The 15,074-nt window shown below is 71.0% G+C and carries 14 protein-coding genes; 3 read left to right on the top strand and 11 right to left on the bottom strand.

Features of this window, described 5'->3' with window-relative positions:
• Positions 1-18 precede the first annotated feature (18 nt).
• The 5 genes from STROP_RS06110 to STROP_RS06090 all read right to left on the bottom strand — a co-directional run bounded on the left by STROP_RS06110 (position 19) and on the right by STROP_RS06090 (position 6,506).
• Positions 19-1,194 carry a cysteine desulfurase family protein gene (locus tag STROP_RS06110; protein ID WP_026274966.1) on the bottom strand — a complete coding sequence of 392 codons (1,176 nt, stop codon included), beginning with the start codon at positions 1,192-1,194 and terminating at the stop codon, positions 19-21.
• A 95-nt stretch (positions 1,195-1,289) separates the two neighbouring features.
• A complete protein-coding gene (locus STROP_RS06105; RefSeq protein ID WP_011905114.1) occupies positions 1,290-3,998 on the bottom strand; it encodes a cation-translocating P-type ATPase in 2,709 nt (902 codons plus the stop codon).
• Between the two features lie 159 nt (positions 3,999-4,157).
• Positions 4,158-5,117: an electron transfer flavoprotein subunit alpha/FixB family protein gene (locus tag STROP_RS06100; protein WP_011905113.1), complete on the bottom strand. Its 960-nt coding sequence runs from the start codon at positions 5,115-5,117 to the stop codon at positions 4,158-4,160.
• Between the two features lie 14 nt (positions 5,118-5,131).
• A complete protein-coding gene (locus STROP_RS06095; RefSeq protein WP_011905112.1) occupies positions 5,132-5,911 on the bottom strand; it encodes an electron transfer flavoprotein subunit beta/FixA family protein in 780 nt (259 codons plus the stop codon).
• A gap of 181 nt (positions 5,912-6,092) precedes the next feature.
• On the bottom strand, positions 6,093-6,506 hold the full coding sequence (locus STROP_RS06090; RefSeq protein WP_011905111.1) for a hypothetical protein: 414 nt from the start codon (positions 6,504-6,506) through the stop codon (positions 6,093-6,095).
• Positions 6,507-6,570: 64 nt separating this feature from the next.
• On the opposite strand from STROP_RS06090, the gene STROP_RS06085 reads away from it, so the two are divergent.
• Complete coding sequence (locus STROP_RS06085) at positions 6,571-6,978, top strand: PLD nuclease N-terminal domain-containing protein (RefSeq protein WP_011905110.1); 408 nt, start codon at positions 6,571-6,573, stop codon at positions 6,976-6,978.
• Between the two features lie 6 nt (positions 6,979-6,984).
• On the opposite strand, the gene STROP_RS06080 is transcribed toward STROP_RS06085, so the two are convergent.
• Both STROP_RS06080 and STROP_RS06075 read right to left on the bottom strand, forming a co-directional pair.
• Positions 6,985-8,607: an acetolactate synthase gene (locus STROP_RS06080; RefSeq protein ID WP_011905109.1), complete on the bottom strand. Its 1,623-nt coding sequence runs from the start codon at positions 8,605-8,607 to the stop codon at positions 6,985-6,987.
• A gap of 72 nt (positions 8,608-8,679) precedes the next feature.
• Entirely contained in the window at positions 8,680-9,453 is a 774-nt protein-coding gene (locus tag STROP_RS06075; RefSeq protein ID WP_011905108.1) for an enoyl-CoA hydratase/isomerase family protein, read from the bottom strand.
• A gap of 97 nt (positions 9,454-9,550) precedes the next feature.
• Between STROP_RS06075 and STROP_RS06070 the strand changes: the two genes are divergently transcribed.
• Positions 9,551-10,072: a DUF6232 family protein gene (locus STROP_RS06070; RefSeq protein ID WP_011905107.1), complete on the top strand. Its 522-nt coding sequence runs from the start codon at positions 9,551-9,553 to the stop codon at positions 10,070-10,072.
• 78 nt (positions 10,073-10,150) lie between these two features.
• Positions 10,151-10,630: a DUF6232 family protein gene (locus STROP_RS06065; protein ID WP_011905106.1), complete on the top strand. Its 480-nt coding sequence runs from the start codon at positions 10,151-10,153 to the stop codon at positions 10,628-10,630.
• Positions 10,631-10,665: 35 nt separating this feature from the next.
• Here STROP_RS06065 and STROP_RS06060 read toward each other — a convergent pair whose 3' ends face one another.
• The 4 genes from STROP_RS06060 to STROP_RS06045 all read right to left on the bottom strand — a co-directional run bounded on the left by STROP_RS06060 (position 10,666) and on the right by STROP_RS06045 (position 14,996).
• A complete protein-coding gene (locus tag STROP_RS06060; RefSeq protein ID WP_026275751.1) occupies positions 10,666-11,796 on the bottom strand; it encodes a glycosyltransferase family 4 protein in 1,131 nt (376 codons plus the stop codon).
• Between the two features lie 90 nt (positions 11,797-11,886).
• The gene (locus STROP_RS06055; protein WP_011905104.1) at positions 11,887-12,783 is read right to left on the bottom strand and encodes a ribokinase; all 897 of its coding nucleotides are present in this window, start codon (positions 12,781-12,783) and stop codon (positions 11,887-11,889) included.
• A gap of 77 nt (positions 12,784-12,860) precedes the next feature.
• Positions 12,861-13,736 carry an ABC transporter ATP-binding protein gene (locus tag STROP_RS06050; RefSeq protein WP_011905103.1) on the bottom strand — a complete coding sequence of 292 codons (876 nt, stop codon included), beginning with the start codon at positions 13,734-13,736 and terminating at the stop codon, positions 12,861-12,863.
• Positions 13,737-13,820: 84 nt separating this feature from the next.
• Complete coding sequence (locus tag STROP_RS06045) at positions 13,821-14,996, bottom strand: ROK family transcriptional regulator (protein ID WP_011905102.1); 1,176 nt, start codon at positions 14,994-14,996, stop codon at positions 13,821-13,823.
• Positions 14,997-15,074: the final 78 nt, after the last annotated feature.

The raw sequence follows: 15,074 nt of genomic DNA, 5'->3' as shown, positions 1-15,074 counted from the left end.
CGCGGTGCGGCGACGACATCAGTGCGAAGCGCGCAGGCTCCCGGCCCGCCGAGCCCGGCCGACCGCCTCCGGTAGGGCCGCGATCAGCGCATCGACCTCCTGCGACGTGCTGGTGTGGCCGAGCGTGAAGCGCAGCGAGGAGCGGGCACGGGCACTGTCGGCGCCCATCGCGAGCAACACATGGCTCGGCTGGGCGACCCCCGCCGAGCATGCCGAACCGGTGGAGCAGGCGATGCCCTGTGCGTCGAGCAGGAGCAGCAGCGCATCGCCCTCACAGCCGGGGAAGGAGAAGTGGGCGTTGCCCGGCAGCCGATCGGTCGGGTCACCGTTGAGCACCGCCTCCGGCACCGCGTGCCGCACCCGCGCCACGAGGTCGTCTCGGAGGGCGGCGATGCGGGCCGCGTAACCTTGCTGGTGCCGGACCGCCGTCTCCAGGGCGACCGCGAAAGCCACGATTCCGGCGGTGTCCAAGGTCCCCGAGCGGACGTCCCGCTCCTGGCCGCCGCCGTGCAGCAGCGGGGTCGCGGCGACGTCCCGGGCGAGCACCAGGGCACCCACCCCAGCCGGCCCGCCGAGCTTGTGCCCGGTCACGGTGAGCGCCGAAACGCCGCTGGCGGCGAAGTCCACCGCCACCTGGCCGACCGCCTGGATCGCGTCGGTGTGCAGCGGCACCCCGTGCTCGGCGGCCACCGCGGCCAACTCGGCGACCGGCTGGACCGTACCCACCTCGTTACTGGCCCACATCGTCGTGACCACGGCCACCCGGTCGGCGGACGCGGCCAACTCCGCGCGAAGCCGCTGCGGGGTGACTCGGCCGAGGGCGTCGACCGGGAGCCAGCCCACCTCGGCGCCCTCCTGCGCGGCCAGCCAATCGACGCCGTCGAGCACCGCGTGATGCTCCACGGCACTGGATACCACCCGCGTCCGCCGGCGGTCGGCGGACCGGCGGGCCCAGAAGATGCCCTTGACCGCGAGATTGTCGCTCTCCGTGCCGCCCCCAGTGAAGATCACCTCGGCAGGACGGGCGCCCAGCGCGGCCGCCACCCGCTCGCGCGACTCCTCCACTCGGCGACGGGCCTGACGGCCCGCGGCGTGCAGAGCGGAGGCGTTGCCGACCTCACGGGCGGTGGCGACATACGCCTCCAACGCCACGTCGAGCATCGGAGTAGTCGCCGCATGATCCAGATAAGCCATCGGGTTCAGCCTAGCGACCGGGTAGGCGTCAGCCGGAAGCCGGAGGTCTCCCGGGAGAAGAGCCGCGCCGCACCGCACCGGCAGACCGGCGCAGCTCAACCGAGTCGGCGGCCAAACCAGCCGAACCGCTTGTCGAGCGCCACGACGGCGCCGGCCACGAGAGCGACACCCAGGATCCGCCCCCACGTCCCGGGGCCGATGGGCGCCGTCCGGAACAACGTGTTCATCACCGGCAGGTAGGTGAGCGCCACCTGGCCGAGAACCTGAAGCAGCACCCCACCGATCAGCCAGCGATTGGTGAACAGCCCCAGGCGCCACGCGGAGTGGCGCAACGAGCGACAACTGAACAGGTAGAAGATCTGCACGGTGACGACGAGGTTCACCGCCGCCGTACGGGCCTGCGCCAACTCCGCCCCGCCGCCCAGTTCCCACTCGAACACCCACCAGGCGCCAGCCACGACCAGTGCGGACACGAGCAGAATCCGCACCACCAGCGCGCTGGTCAGCAGTGGCTGAGCCGGATCTCGGGGCGGCCGGGACATGATCCCGTCCTCCTTCGGCTCGAACGCGAGCGTCAGGCCGAGCAACACCGCCGAGGTCATGTTGATCCAGAGGATCTGGCTGGGCAGGATGGGCAGCGCGGTGCCGAGCAGGATGGCGACGAGGACCAACATGCCCTCCGCCGTGTTGGTGGGCAATGTCCAGATGATGAATTTGGTGAGGTTGGCGAAGACGCCCCGCCCCTCCTCGACGGCCGCCTCGATCGTGGTGAAGTCATCATCGGTAAGGATGATGTCCGACGCCTCCTTGGCCACCTCTGTGCCGCTGCGTCCCATCGCCACCCCGATGTCGGCCTGCCGCAGCGCCGGCGCGTCGTTGACACCGTCCCCGGTCATGGCGACCACCTGCCCGTCGGCCTGCAACGCCTCCACCAGCCGCAGCTTCTGCTCTGGCGACACCCGGGCGAACACCGCCGCCCTTTCCACCGCCGCCGGCCTGTCGTCGGGCGAGAGCCGCGCGAGGTCCTTGCCGGAGAGCACCTCGCCGGGCCGCGGCTCCACGTCCAGCAGTCCGAGGCGACCGGCGATGGCGCTCGCGGTGGTCTGATGGTCACCGGTGATCATCTTCACCGAGATTCCGGCTCGTTGGCTGGCGGCGATCGCATCGGCGACCGCAGCCCGTGGCGGATCAAGCATGGCGTGTAGGCCGGTGAAGACCAGGCTGCCGGGCAGCTCCTGCTCCGCCAGCACCGCGTCGCCGTCCACCCGCGCCTGCGCCGTGGCCAGCACCCGTAGCCCCTCGCCAGCGAGCGCACCGGCGGCGGCCAGCACCTCGTCCCGGTCGAGTGGCACCGTTTGCCCCTGCGCGTCCAGCGCCGCGACGCTCCACTCCACCAGCCGCTCGACCGCGCCCTTGACCAGCACCACCCGCCCGTCGTCCCGGGTGTCGTGCAGGGTCGCCATGAACTGCCGCTCCGAGGTGAACGGGATCGACGCGACCCGAGGCAACTCGTCGGCCACAGCCGCGGCCCGCAGCCCTCCCTTGGCCGCCACCACCAGCATCGCGCCCTCGGTCGGGTCGCCGAGCACCACGTACCCTTCGTCCCGCTCGGCCAGCCGGGCGTCGTTGCAGCCGACCCCGGCGAGCAGCGACCAGCGCAGCGCCCCGTCATCCTCAACCCGGGCGGCCTCGCCGTCGGGACCCTGGATCTCACCGGCTGGCTGGTATCCGCTGCCGGTGACCTCGTGCCGGCCGGCGACTGTCCAGAGCGTCCGCACCGTCATCTGGTTCTCGGTCAGGGTGCCGGTCTTGTCCGTGCAGATCACCGTCGTGCTGCCCAGCGTCTCCACCGCCGGCAGCCGCCGGATCACCGCCTGCCGGCGGGCCATCCGCCCAACCCCGATCGCCAGCGTGATCGTCACCGCCGCCGGCAGCCCCTCCGGGATGGCCCCCACCGCCAACGCCACGGCGGCGGTGAACATCTCGCCGCCGCTCTCCCCCCGGAGGATGCCGATTCCGAAGGTCACCCCGGCGAGCACCAGGATCACGACGGTGAGCAGCCGGCTGAATCGGGCCAGCTTGGTCGTCAGCGGGGTGTCCAGCACCTGGGCGCTGCCGACCAGGCGATGGATCCGGCCCAGCTCCGTCTCGGCCCCGGTGGCCATGACCAGACCAGCCGCCGAGCCGCCGGTGACAAGCGTGCCGGAGTAGAGCACGTTGCGGCGATCGGCCACCGGCGTCTCGTCCGGGACGACGACCTCGTCCTTGCGGACGGGCTGCGACTCACCGGTCAGGGTCGACTCGTCGACCCTGACCTCGTCGGCGCGGGCCAGGCGCAGATCGGCGGGGACCTTGTCCCCCGCCTCGACCAGCACCAGGTCACCGGGAACCACCTCCTCCGACGGCACCGGCCGTGGCTGGCCATCCCGAACCACCCGGGTCTCGGTCCGTACCATCGACCGCAACGCGTCCAGCGCGGCCTCGGCCTTGGACTCCTGGAGGAACCCGACCACGGCGTTGACGATGACCACACCGAAGATCACGACCGAGTCGACGTACTCGGCGAGCAGCGAGGTGACCACGCCGGCGCCCACCAACACGTACACGAGGGGGTTCTGGAACTGGCGGAGCAGCCGGCGGAGCAAGCCACCGCTGGTGGCGGCCGGCAGAACGTTGGCCCCGAAGCGCTCCCGGCGGTCAGCCGCCTCCGCGTCACTCAGGCCGCGCTGGGTGTCGGACTCCAGCAGCAGCACGACCTCGTGCAGGGCCAACGCGTGGTGGGCCCGGTCGGGCGTCCTCGGCATCCTCGCTCCTCGTTCCCTGCCTCGGCGGGGGTGCGAACGGGCACGCAGGCCATCCTCGCAGGTTGACGCGGCGACCGTGTGGTTGTGGGCGGACGCCCACACCGACCAGCGCCGGGAACCTGAGGGGTTCCCGGCGCTGGTCGTGTCTGGCGAGTCAGCTCACCGGCGCTTGCGAATCTCCTCAGCGGTCTGCGGTACGACCTTGAACAGGTCGCCCACCACGCCGAAGTCGGCGAGCTCGAAGATCGGTGCCTCACCGTCCTTGTTGACAGCGACGATCGTCTTCGAGGTCTGCATGCCGGCCCGGTGCTGGATCGCGCCGGAGATGCCGAGCGCGATGTAGAGCTGCGGAGAGACCGTCTTACCGGTCTGCCCCACCTGGAACTGGTGTGGGTAGTAGCCCGAGTCGACGGCGGCGCGGGATGCGCCGACGGCGCCACCGAGCAGGTCCGCCAGCTCCTCGACGAACTTGAAGTTGTCGGCGTTGCCAACCCCACGCCCCCCGGATACGACGACCGACGCCTCGGTCAACTCCGGACGGCTGCCCTTCTGCTCGGCGACCCGGTTGACGACCCGGGCCAGCTTGTCGGCGGCCGGGACCGAAACGGTGAGCTGCTCGACGGCCGGAGTGGCGGCGGCCGGTTCCGGGGTGATCGAGTTCGGCCGAACGGTGACCAGCGGCAGGCCACGGGTGACCTTGGACTTCACGATGGTGGAGCCGGCGAAGACGACCTGCGTCGCGGTCCCGTCGGCGTCCAGCGCGACCACGTCGGTCAGGATGCCGTTGTCGAGCTTGACCGCGAGGCGAGCAGCGATCTCCTTGCCCTCCTGGGCCGAGGCGAGCAGCACGGCGGCGGGCTGCACCCGCGCCACCAGCTCGGCCAGGACGGTGGCCTTGGGCGAGACCAGGTAGCCGTCGATCTCCTCACTCTCGGCGGCGTAGATCTTCGCTGCCCCGTACTCACCCAGCTTCGCGCTCAGCGCCTCGGCGGCACCGGGTCCGCCAAGCACGACCGCGCTGGGCGTACCCAGGCCACGGGCGAGGGTGAGCATCTCCAGGGTGACCTTCTTGACGCCGAACTCCCGGGTGGCTTCGACGACGACGAGAACCTCAGACATCTCCAGACCTGCTCTCACACGAACTTCTCGGTGGCGAGGAACTCGACCAGCTGCGTGCCGCCGGCGCCCTCGTCGGTGACCTTCGTGCCGCTGGAGCGCGGCGGGCGCTTGCTGTGCTCCAGCACGGCGCTGGTCGCGCCGGCACGGCCCACCTCGGCCGGGGCGACACCGAGGTCGCCCAGGGGCAGGGTCTGCACCGGCTTCTTCTTGGCGGCCATGATGCCCTTGAAGGAGGGGTAGCGCGGCTCGTTGATGGTGTCCCAGACGGAGACCACGGCGGGGGTCTCGGCGGTGATCACCTCGTAGCCCTCCTCGGTCTGCCGCTCGATGGTGAGCGTGCTGCCATCGACGGTGAGCTTGCGAGCGCCGGTCAGCGCGGCGACGCCGAGCCGCTCGGCGAGCATGTGCGGCAGAACCTGGACCCGGCCGTCGGTGGACTCCGCGCCGCAGAGCACCAGATCGGCGTTCAGCTGACCGAGCGCGGCGCTGAGCACCTTGGAGGTGGTCACCGCGCAGGACCCGGCCAGGGCGTCGTCGAGGACGTGTACGGCCTTGTCCGGGCCCATGGAGAGCGCCTTACGGATCGACTCGGTCGCCTGGTCGGGCCCCATGGTCAGGATGGTGACCTCGCCGCCGTGCGCCTCCTTGATCTTCAACGCCTCCTCGATGGCGTACTCGTCCATCTCGTTGATGACGTTGTTCGCCGAACCGCGGTCGACGGTGTTGTCGTCAGTACGCAGGTTGCGGTCCACGCCCGAATCGGGCACCTGCTTGACGAGTACGACGATGTTCATCGCGCTTCGACGACCCTCCTGTGGTTGATGCGATTCGCTCGCCCGGTCTGGGGCGCAGCCTCCCGCGTAACTCAACGCCCGGTCAACCGCGGACGCTGTGCGGTTGCCCACGACGCCATGTTACCCACAAGTAGCTTCTACCTCTGGAGCCCGTATGGTGACACAGCTCACCGGACCGGGCTCAGGCCGGCTCCACCAGCGCACCCCGGAGGCGCTCGATCATCGCTGTCTCCTGCGGGGTGACCCCCCGGTGCGCCCCGGCCGCCTGGTCGGCAGCGGCCAACACCACCTCCCGGTACGTCCGCACGTCCCGCGGAGACTTCTTCCGCAGGATTGCCATCGCCTGGGTCAGCGCCGGAAGCACCACAGATTCGAGCTCGAGCTCCGAGTCGCGCGGCAGCCTGGGCAGCGGACCACTGGTCAACGCCGCCTTGACCACCCCACTGGAGTCAGCCAGCGCAGCGGAGGCGGCGAAGCTCTCCCGAACCAGCGCCAGCACACCGGGCTCCACATTCGATACGAGGGCGACCGCGCCGAAGGCGCCCGTCTTGAGAGTCAGCCGCTCCTCGGCCGTCAACCGCTGCTCCATGATCACGGAGTGTAGAGGTCACGCCCTCCTTGGGGTGTGGCAACGACCACGGGTACGTCATGATGGTGTCATGGCTCGGCTGTACCTTCTCCTCTTCCTCGCGCAGGTCGTCCTCGCCGTCGTCGCGCTAATCAGCTGCCTCTCGGCCGAGGAGGGCGACATCCGCGCCCTGCCCCGAATCGCCTGGGTGCTGGTCATCCTCTTCTTCCCGCTGGTCGGCGCGATCGCCTGGTTCGTCGCCGGACGCGAGTCCAGAGTCGGTCAACCCGGGGCTGGACGACCCCTCGGCAATGGTCTCGCCGGGCGCCGACGCCGCCCGGTGGCCCCGGACGACGACCCCGAGTTTCTCCGTTCGGTGGAGGAGCGCTCCCAGAACCAGGCCGACCAGGAGCTCTTCCGCCGCTGGGAGGAGGACCTGCGCCGCCGCGAGGACGATCTTCGCCGCCGGGACGGCGAGCAGAAGCGACCCGAGGCCTGACCCGCCTCAGGCGAGATTCGACGACCGGGGGTACGCGTCAGCCGGGTCGGTCACCACGTTGACCAGGTACGGCACCCCGGCCTCGAAGGCCCGCCGGAGCGCCGCCCCCAGGTCGGCGGCCTTCGCCACCGTCTCACCAGCGCCGCCCAGCGCCTGGACCACCTGGTCGTAACGGAGCTCCGGCTGGAGGTCAGCGGCCACGTCGTAGCCGTACAGCGCCCGCATCGGATGCTTCTCCAGCCCCCAGATGCCGTTGTTCCCGACGACGATCACCACCGGCAACCGCTGCCGGACCAGCGACTCCACGTCCAGCAGGGAGAAGCCGGCCGCACCGTCCCCCATCAGAACGCAGATCTGTCGGTCGGGGTGGGTCACCCGAGCGCCCATGGCGTAGCCCATCCCGGTGCCGAGGCAGCCATACGGACCGGGGTCGAGCCAGGTGCCGGGCTGGGCGGGCTCCAGGAACCGACCCGCATACGAGACGAAGTCGCCACCGTCGCCGATGGTGATCGCGTCCTGGGCCAGTACCCGGCGCAGCTCGCCGTAGACGCGGGCGGGCCGGATCGGGTCGGTCTCCGCGGCCATCTCCGCGGCGTCGCGGGTACGGGCAGCGTCCTCGGCGGCCCGCAACTCGGCGACCCACTCCGCGTGGTCGACGCGTTCGCCGGGGTACTCGGCGAACGCGGACAGGATCAGTCGCAGGTCACCGGCGGGCGCGGCGGCCGGTTGGAGGTGCCCGGCGCGCTGACCCGGCGCATCCACCACGTGCACCACCGCCGCGGCGCCGAAGTCGCCAAAGTTGAGCCGGAAGTCCAGCGGCGTGCCAACGACCACCACCACGTCGGCGTCGCGCAACGCCGCCCGGCGGGACTTGGCAAAGGCAAGCGGGTGCTCCGGCGGCAGCGCGCCCCGGCCCATGCCGTTGGTGAAGACCGGCACCGCAAGGGCCTCAGCCGCCGCGCGCAGGGCGTCAACGGCGTCGCCGGCGTAGACGTCGGAGCCGGCGATGAGCACGGGTCGCTGCCCCTGAGCGATGAGGACGGCGGCCTTCGCCACCTCCGCCGGGTCCGCCTCGATCGGGGCGATCGGAGCAACGGCGGGCAGGTCGGCGTCGGCCACCGAGAAGGCCACCTCCAGTGGGAGATCCACAAAGACCGGGCCACGATGCGGGGTGAGCGCCGTGGTCAACGCGGCGCCCACCGCGCGGGGGATCTCCTCGGGGCGCAGCACCGTCTCGGCGTGCTTCGTCACCGGCGTGACCAACGGCAGGTGATCCAACTCCTGGAGGCTGCCCGCCCCCCACCGGAACTGCGGCGCTCGCCCACCGAGCACCAGAATCGGTGACGCGTTGAAGAAGGAGCTGGTCAACCCGGAGATGCCGTTGGTGACGCCCGGTCCGGCGGTCAGCACGGCGAGGCCGGGGCGGCGCTGTAGCTTTGCGACCGCCTCGGCCGCGAAGACCGCCGACTGCTCGTGCCGGACGTCATAGATCGGAAACCCGAGCTGATGTGCGGCGTCGTAGAGCGGGAAGATGTGCCCACCGGAGAGGGTGAACATCTCGCGCACTCCGTGTGCCCGCAGCACCGCAAGCGCGAGCGCCCCGCCGTGCCCCTCGATCCGCTCCGACATGACCAGCTCCCCTGCCCGCGGAAGATCAGGGCATACGCTACCCAGCGGTAGCCGGAATGGGAACGCCCCGGATCAACGTCCGGTGAAGTCCGGCTTGCGTTTCTCCACGAAGGCCGCCATGCCCTCCCGCCGGTCGTCGGTGGCGAACAGCGCCGCGAAGAGCTGGCTCTCCCAGGCCAGGCCGGAGGTCAGATCCATCTCCAGGCCACCGTCGACCGCCAGCTTCGCCGCGCGCAGGGCCTGCACCGGCCCGGTCAGGTACGGCTGCACCAGGGCCACCGCGGTGGCGTAGACCTCGGCGGAGGGAACCACCCGGTCGGCCAGCCCGATCCGGAGCGCCTCCGGCGCGTCCACCATCCGACCCGACATGATCAGGTCCTTGGCGCGGGCCGGACCAACCAGTCGGGCCAACCGCTGGGTGCCACCCGCACCGGGAATGACACCGAGCTTGATCTCTGGCTGGCCGAGCTTGGTGTCCTCGGCAACCACCCGCCAGTCACAGGCGAGGGCCAACTCGCAGCCGCCGCCGAGGGCGTACCCGGTGATCGCGGCGACCACCGGCTTGGGGATCTGGGCGATCGCCCCCAGCGCGCTGGAGAGCTCGGCGGCCCGCTCGGCCATATCCACGTAGGACATGTCGGCCATCTCCTTGATGTCCGCGCCCGCGGCGAAGACGCGGTCCCCGCCGTACACGATGACCGCGCGGACGGCCGGATCGCCAGCCGCCTGGGTCGCCGCGGCGCGCAGCTCCTCCTGCACCTGGGTATTCAGCGCATTCATCGGCGGTCGCTCCAACCGGATGGTGCCGATTCCGTCCTTGGTCTCCAGCCGCACGAACTCGCCCACGCTGTCCCTCACTTCCTCGTCGAAGTCGCGTGCCAACCTTACGGCGCGACCGCCAGGGCCGTAGTCTGGCGCCAGCCCCGTCACCGGGAGTTCGACAATGGTCACGTATTATCACGACAAATCGATACAGGTCACCTCCACTGCTGTCCGAGTGATGGACCAGACGGTCCCGCTAGCCGAGATCAGCGCCGTGTGGCACCACCGCGGCAGCCGCTCCTGGCGAGTGTTGGCAGGCCGCGGCGCGATCGGCGCGGCCCTGGCCGGTCCGCTGGTCGCCGCCGCGGCGGGCATCGCACTCGCGCTCTGGCTGGGCCGCTCCCCCACCGTCACCATCGCCGTCATCGGCGCCTCGGTGCTGGTCGGGCTGGCGGCCGGGCCGGTCGCCGACTTCCTCTTTGAGTACCTGGACCGCTCGTACGCCCGGGGCAGCCGCCGGCTGGAGATCTGGGTCCGGTGGCAGGATCGGCCACTGCTGCTGCTGGCGACCGCCGACGCGCTGCGGTTCGGGCAGATCTACCGAGCCATACAACGCGCCGTCGAAGCCAGTCAGCCGACCCCCCAAACACCACACCCGGGTCCGGCGGCGAGAGCGAACCGCTCCCGGGCCACCAGCCCGTAGCGGCCCCGGTGTCGGCGAGGGGACAATGCCTCTCGACCGGGCCGACCAGCACCGAACGATCCCCGGTTAGAGTTGGTGATGGCCATCTATTACCGGGACGACGCGGTGCAGGTGACCTCCGAGGCGATCCGGTCGGGCGGGCTCCGGGTGCCGATCGCCGAGATCAGGTACGTCTGGCACGCGAAAGGGCGGACCACCCTCGCCGTCCGCGGACGGGTGCTCAGCCGTGGTGTCCTGGTGCTGCTGTTGTCGCTGCCGCCACTGGCGGCAGTGGTCTGCACACTCGCACTGGTCTGGTCAGCACCGGAGCGGGGTTGGCTGCCAGTGCTCCTCACCCTCGCCGGGTGCCTGCTGCTAGCGCTGGCCGTGGCGCCTTTCCTGGAGATCCCGCTCGGCTGGCTGGACCGCTCCTACGAGCGGGGAAACCGCGTGCAGGAGTTGTGGGTACAAGCACACGGCCGCGAGCTACTGCTGCTGCGCACGCCGGACGCGCTCCGGTTCGGTCAGATCTACCGGGCGGTGCAGCGCGCGGTAGAAAATCACACCGACGACCGGTGACAGGTCGGCCCGGAACCCCGCCGGGAGTGCCCCGCTCATGCCATCGCTGACCGCCTGGCGCGGCGAGCAGCGCAGGCCTGCAGGTACACCTCGGTGAGCGCCGCAACATGGTCGGGCTCCCGGTAGTGCGCGACGTACGCGGCGCGGCAGGCGGTACGCAGCGAGGGAAACAGCTCGTGCGCGGCGCGTATCGCGTCGCTGGTGACCTCGTCGACGGCAACGCCGGTGCCCTGCTGGCGCACGAACTGGGCGGCCGCCGCGGGACGGCGCGCCAGCACCGGTGTCCCGGCGACCATGGCCTCTGCATAGGCCAGGCCGAACGGGTCCGGCCACCGGCTCGGAAACACCACTCCCCGGGCGTTCCGCACGGCGCCGGTCACGGCCGCGCGCGGCAGGTGCCCGGAGAAGGTGATGTCCTTGCCTCGGGCGAGTTCCCTGGCGTTCGCCAGCAGCGGGCCGGTGCCGAAGACGGTCAGTCGCAGCTCGCGCGGCCAGTGGGTGATGAGTTCGATGATGCCCTTGGCGTCGTCCAGGCGGCCGGAGTAGACCCAGTCCACTCCGCCGGGCCCCGGGCCTCGGTCCATGTCATCCGGCACGAAGTTCGGGACGACAACGAGCTTGCGCTCGTCCACGCCGGCCCGCACGTAGAAGTCCCGCTGCACCTCGGACAGTACGATCAACCGGTCCGCCCGACCCAACAGGTCGCGGCGCAGCGTCCGCTGACCCAACGTCAGCGGCAGAGTGGCCATCCGGCTGCCGCGGTAGCAGCCGTGGCGCAGCCCGGGCAGCGAACCCCGCAGGCAGGCCGTGCAGGTGGCACCGCCGCGAAACAGGGTCGCTGCCGCGCACAACGGACGGTAGTTGTGCAGGGTGACGACGAGGGGCTTGGACAGCGTACGGAGCCAGCCACGGCCGAAGTTCGGGAACAGGTTGTGCACGTGAACCACGTCAACGTCCGTGGGCCAAAACTCACCGACGGGCGACGGACCAACGCCGGTAACGGTACTGAGCGCGGCCACAGCGGCGTAGCCCGTACGTCCGCTGAGCTCATCCGTTCGCCGTCCGACCAGGTCCACCGCATGTCCCGCGCGCCGCAGCGCTTCGGCTGCGGCGTCCACCATGACGTTCTCGCCGCTGGGCTTCCCGTCGCTGTAGTAGCTGTGCACGAAAGCAACGTTCCACCCTATGCTATCCACTTCAGCAATGTAACGCCCGAATTGGGTCAAAAAACTGACATTACCGAGGTGGAAGTCCGGTCAGCCCGGCCGGTACAGCTCGTCGATCTCGTCCCGGCGGGGCAACGCCACCGAAGTGCCGAGTCGCCGGGCACACGCCGCGCCAGCGGCCGTCGCCCACCGCACCGCGTCCACCAGCTCGCGCCCCTCGCCCCAGCCGACCGCAAGCGCTGCCGAGAACGCGTCGCCGGCCGCCGTCGAGTCGACCGCCTCGACCGGCACCGCCGGGACGTGCACCTGGACGCCCTCCCGGTCGCCGTACCAGGCGCCGGAGACGCCGAGGGTGAGCACCGCCCGGGGGGTCAGCTCCAGTAGCGCCTGCGGCTTGTCCCGACCGTGACCGGTGAACGTCTGTGCCTCGCTCTCATTGACCACAAGCACGTCGGTGGCGGCGAAGAGCTCCGCCGGCACGGTCCGGGCCGGCGCGGCGTTGAGCACCACGCGGGTGCCGGCGGCACGCGCCGCCACCGCCGCCTCGGTAACGGTCTCCACCGGGATCTCCAGCTGGGCGACCAGCACGTCCGCCTCGCGTACGGCCGTCAGCTCCGACTCGGTCAGCCCGGTCATCGTGGCGTTGGCGCCGGGACTGACCACGATGGCGTTCTCCCCCTCGGCGTTGACCATCACCAGGGCGACCCCGGAGGCACCGTACGCGACCCGCAGGTGTCCGGTGTCCACTCCGGCCGCGGTGATGCGGGCACGCAGAGTAACGCCGAAGGCGTCGGAGCCGATGGCACCGAGAAAGGTACAGGCCGCGCCGGCCCGCGCCGCCGCGATGGCCTGGTTGGCGCCCTTGCCGCCGGGCACCATGACGAAATCCGCGCCGAGCAGTGTCTCCCCCGGTCGGGGCAGCGTCGCGGCGGTCGCCACGAGGTCCATGTTGGCGCTGCCCAGGACGACCACCCGGGTCTGTGGCATCGCGCACCTCCGGTCTGCAGGTTGGGGGCTGCGGAATCCCGAACCAGCTGCGGCCCGACGCGGGCCTCGCCCGTGCCTCAACCGGCGCGGGCGGTGTAGCGGTCGCCGTGCCGCTCGACCACCAGGGACAGCCCAAAGGTCTTACTGAGATTGTCCCTGGTGAGGACATCGTTCAGCAGGCCCTGCGCCACCACGTCCCCGTCGCGCAGCAGCAACGCGTGGGTGAAGCCGGGCGGAATCTCCTCCACGTGGTGGGTGACCAGCACCAACGCCGGGGCATCCGGGTCCGACGCCAGCTCCGCGAGCCGAGCCACCAGCTCTTCGCGGCCTCCAAGGTCAAGCCCGGCGGCGGGCTCGTCGAGCAGCAACAGCTCCGGGTCGGTCATCAACGCACGGGCGATCTGCACCCGCTTACGCTCTCCCTCGGAGAGGGTGCCGTACCGGCGTTCGGCGAGTTCACCGACGCCGAGCTGGCCGAGCAGCGCTCGGGCCCGGATCTCGTCGCCGCTGTCGTACTCCTCCCGAAAGCGGCCCACCACGGACCAGGACGCGGTCACCACCACGTCCACGACCCGCTCCTCGGTGGGGATCCGCTCGGCGAGGGCCGCGGTGGAGAGCCCGATCCGCGTCCGCAGCTCGGTCAGGTCGGTGCGACCGAGCTGCTCACCTAACACGTGTGCGACGCCGACGGTCGGGTGCAGTCGACCACCAGCCAGGTTGAGCAGCGTGGTCTTACCAGCACCATTGGGGCCGAGCACGACCCAGCGCTCGTCCAGCTCGACCTGCCAGTCAACGTCGCACAGCAGAGCCGCACCAGCGCGGCGCACGGTCACGCCCTCGACGTTGACCACCAGATCAGCGTCCACGGAGGCGGGGGTGGGGGTGGCATCGGAGGGGCCAGAGATCAGGGCACCAGTCACGAGTCCATCCAACCACGCACCGGTGGGCCACACCCGAGCCCCCGAAGTCGAGGCTGCCGTGTGAGGCAGTCGTCCCCCACCACGAGGCACCCGGAGAGAACCGCTGTCGACCGCCGGTCAGCTCGTCGTGGAGCCGAACACCTCGTCCCGGACGGCCTCCAGGGCGGTGTGCAGCGCGCCGCGCAGAATCGGCTCCTCGGTCAGCCCGGTCGGCACCACCCGCGGCCGAACCAGGGCGATCGCCGCCACCTCTCGCTGTACCCTTTCGGCCAACGCCGCCCCGCCAGCCCGGCCAACCGCACCAGCCAGGACCACCAGCGGTGGATCCAACACCACAGCGGTGCTCGCCACGCCAAGCGCGAGCCGACGGGCCAACTCGTCAAGCATCGGGTCACCGGCCGGACCGTCGGCGATCGCCGCGGCGACCCCGCCGGCCACCGAATCGTCCGGATACCCGTGCTCCCGAGCGAGCGCGCGAACCGCCTCCCCGCCGACGAGCTGCTGGAAAGCGGGCTTCGTGCGAAGGGCAGCGGCATGGGGGATCGGCACGCCGGGCACCGGCAGCCAGCCGATCTCTCCCGCGGCGCCGGTGCTGCCGTGGTGCAGCCGCCCGCCGAAGACGATCGCCAGACCGATACCGGCGTCCACCCAGACCAGGACGAAGTCAGCCACGCCCTGCGCCGCTCCCGACCGCGCCTCGGCCATCGCCACCAGGTTGACGTCATTCTCGAACGCCACGGGCGCGCGCAGATCGTCCCGAAGCGCGCCGAGCAGGCCGGCATGCCACCGAGGCAGGTTGAACGCGAAGGTGATGTCACCACTGGTCGGATCGACAAGACCGGGGGCGCCCAGGACGACCCGGCGTACGGTCGCCAGCGGCGCCCCGGCGCTGCTCGCGGCCTGAACGACGGTGTGGTGCACCACGCCGACCGGGTCATCGGTATCGCCCGTTGGGTGCTCTGCCCGGCCGACCACCGCCCCGGTGATGTCCGCGCAGGCAGCGACGACCCGTTCGGCCCCGAAATCCACCCCGACCACGTGGGCGCTGCCCGGGCGGACGGCGTAGAGCTGGGCGTTCGGACCCCGCCCGCCCGCCTGCTCGCCGACCCGGGTGACCAACCCTCGTTCCTCGAGCCGCTCGACCAGCTGGGACGCGGTGACCTTGGACAGACCGGTCAGCTCACCCAACCGCGCCCGGGTCAGCGGGCCCTGCTCCAGCAGCAACTCCAGCGCCGCGCGGTCGTTGAGCGCCCGCAACAGGCGGGGGGTTCCGGGGAGCCGGGTCATAGTCATGCCAGTCCTCGAGGTTCCACAAACCTAGCCATACGCAACGACGAAAGAGGTAACCGTAGCGTAACGGCCGGCGACGGA

Origin of the sequence: Salinispora tropica CNB-440 (assembly GCF_000016425.1) — a bacterium.
In the GTDB taxonomy this organism is placed as follows: Bacteria; Actinomycetota; Actinomycetes; order Mycobacteriales; family Micromonosporaceae; genus Micromonospora; species Micromonospora tropica.
This window is presented reverse-complemented; position numbering and strand designations above follow the sequence as displayed.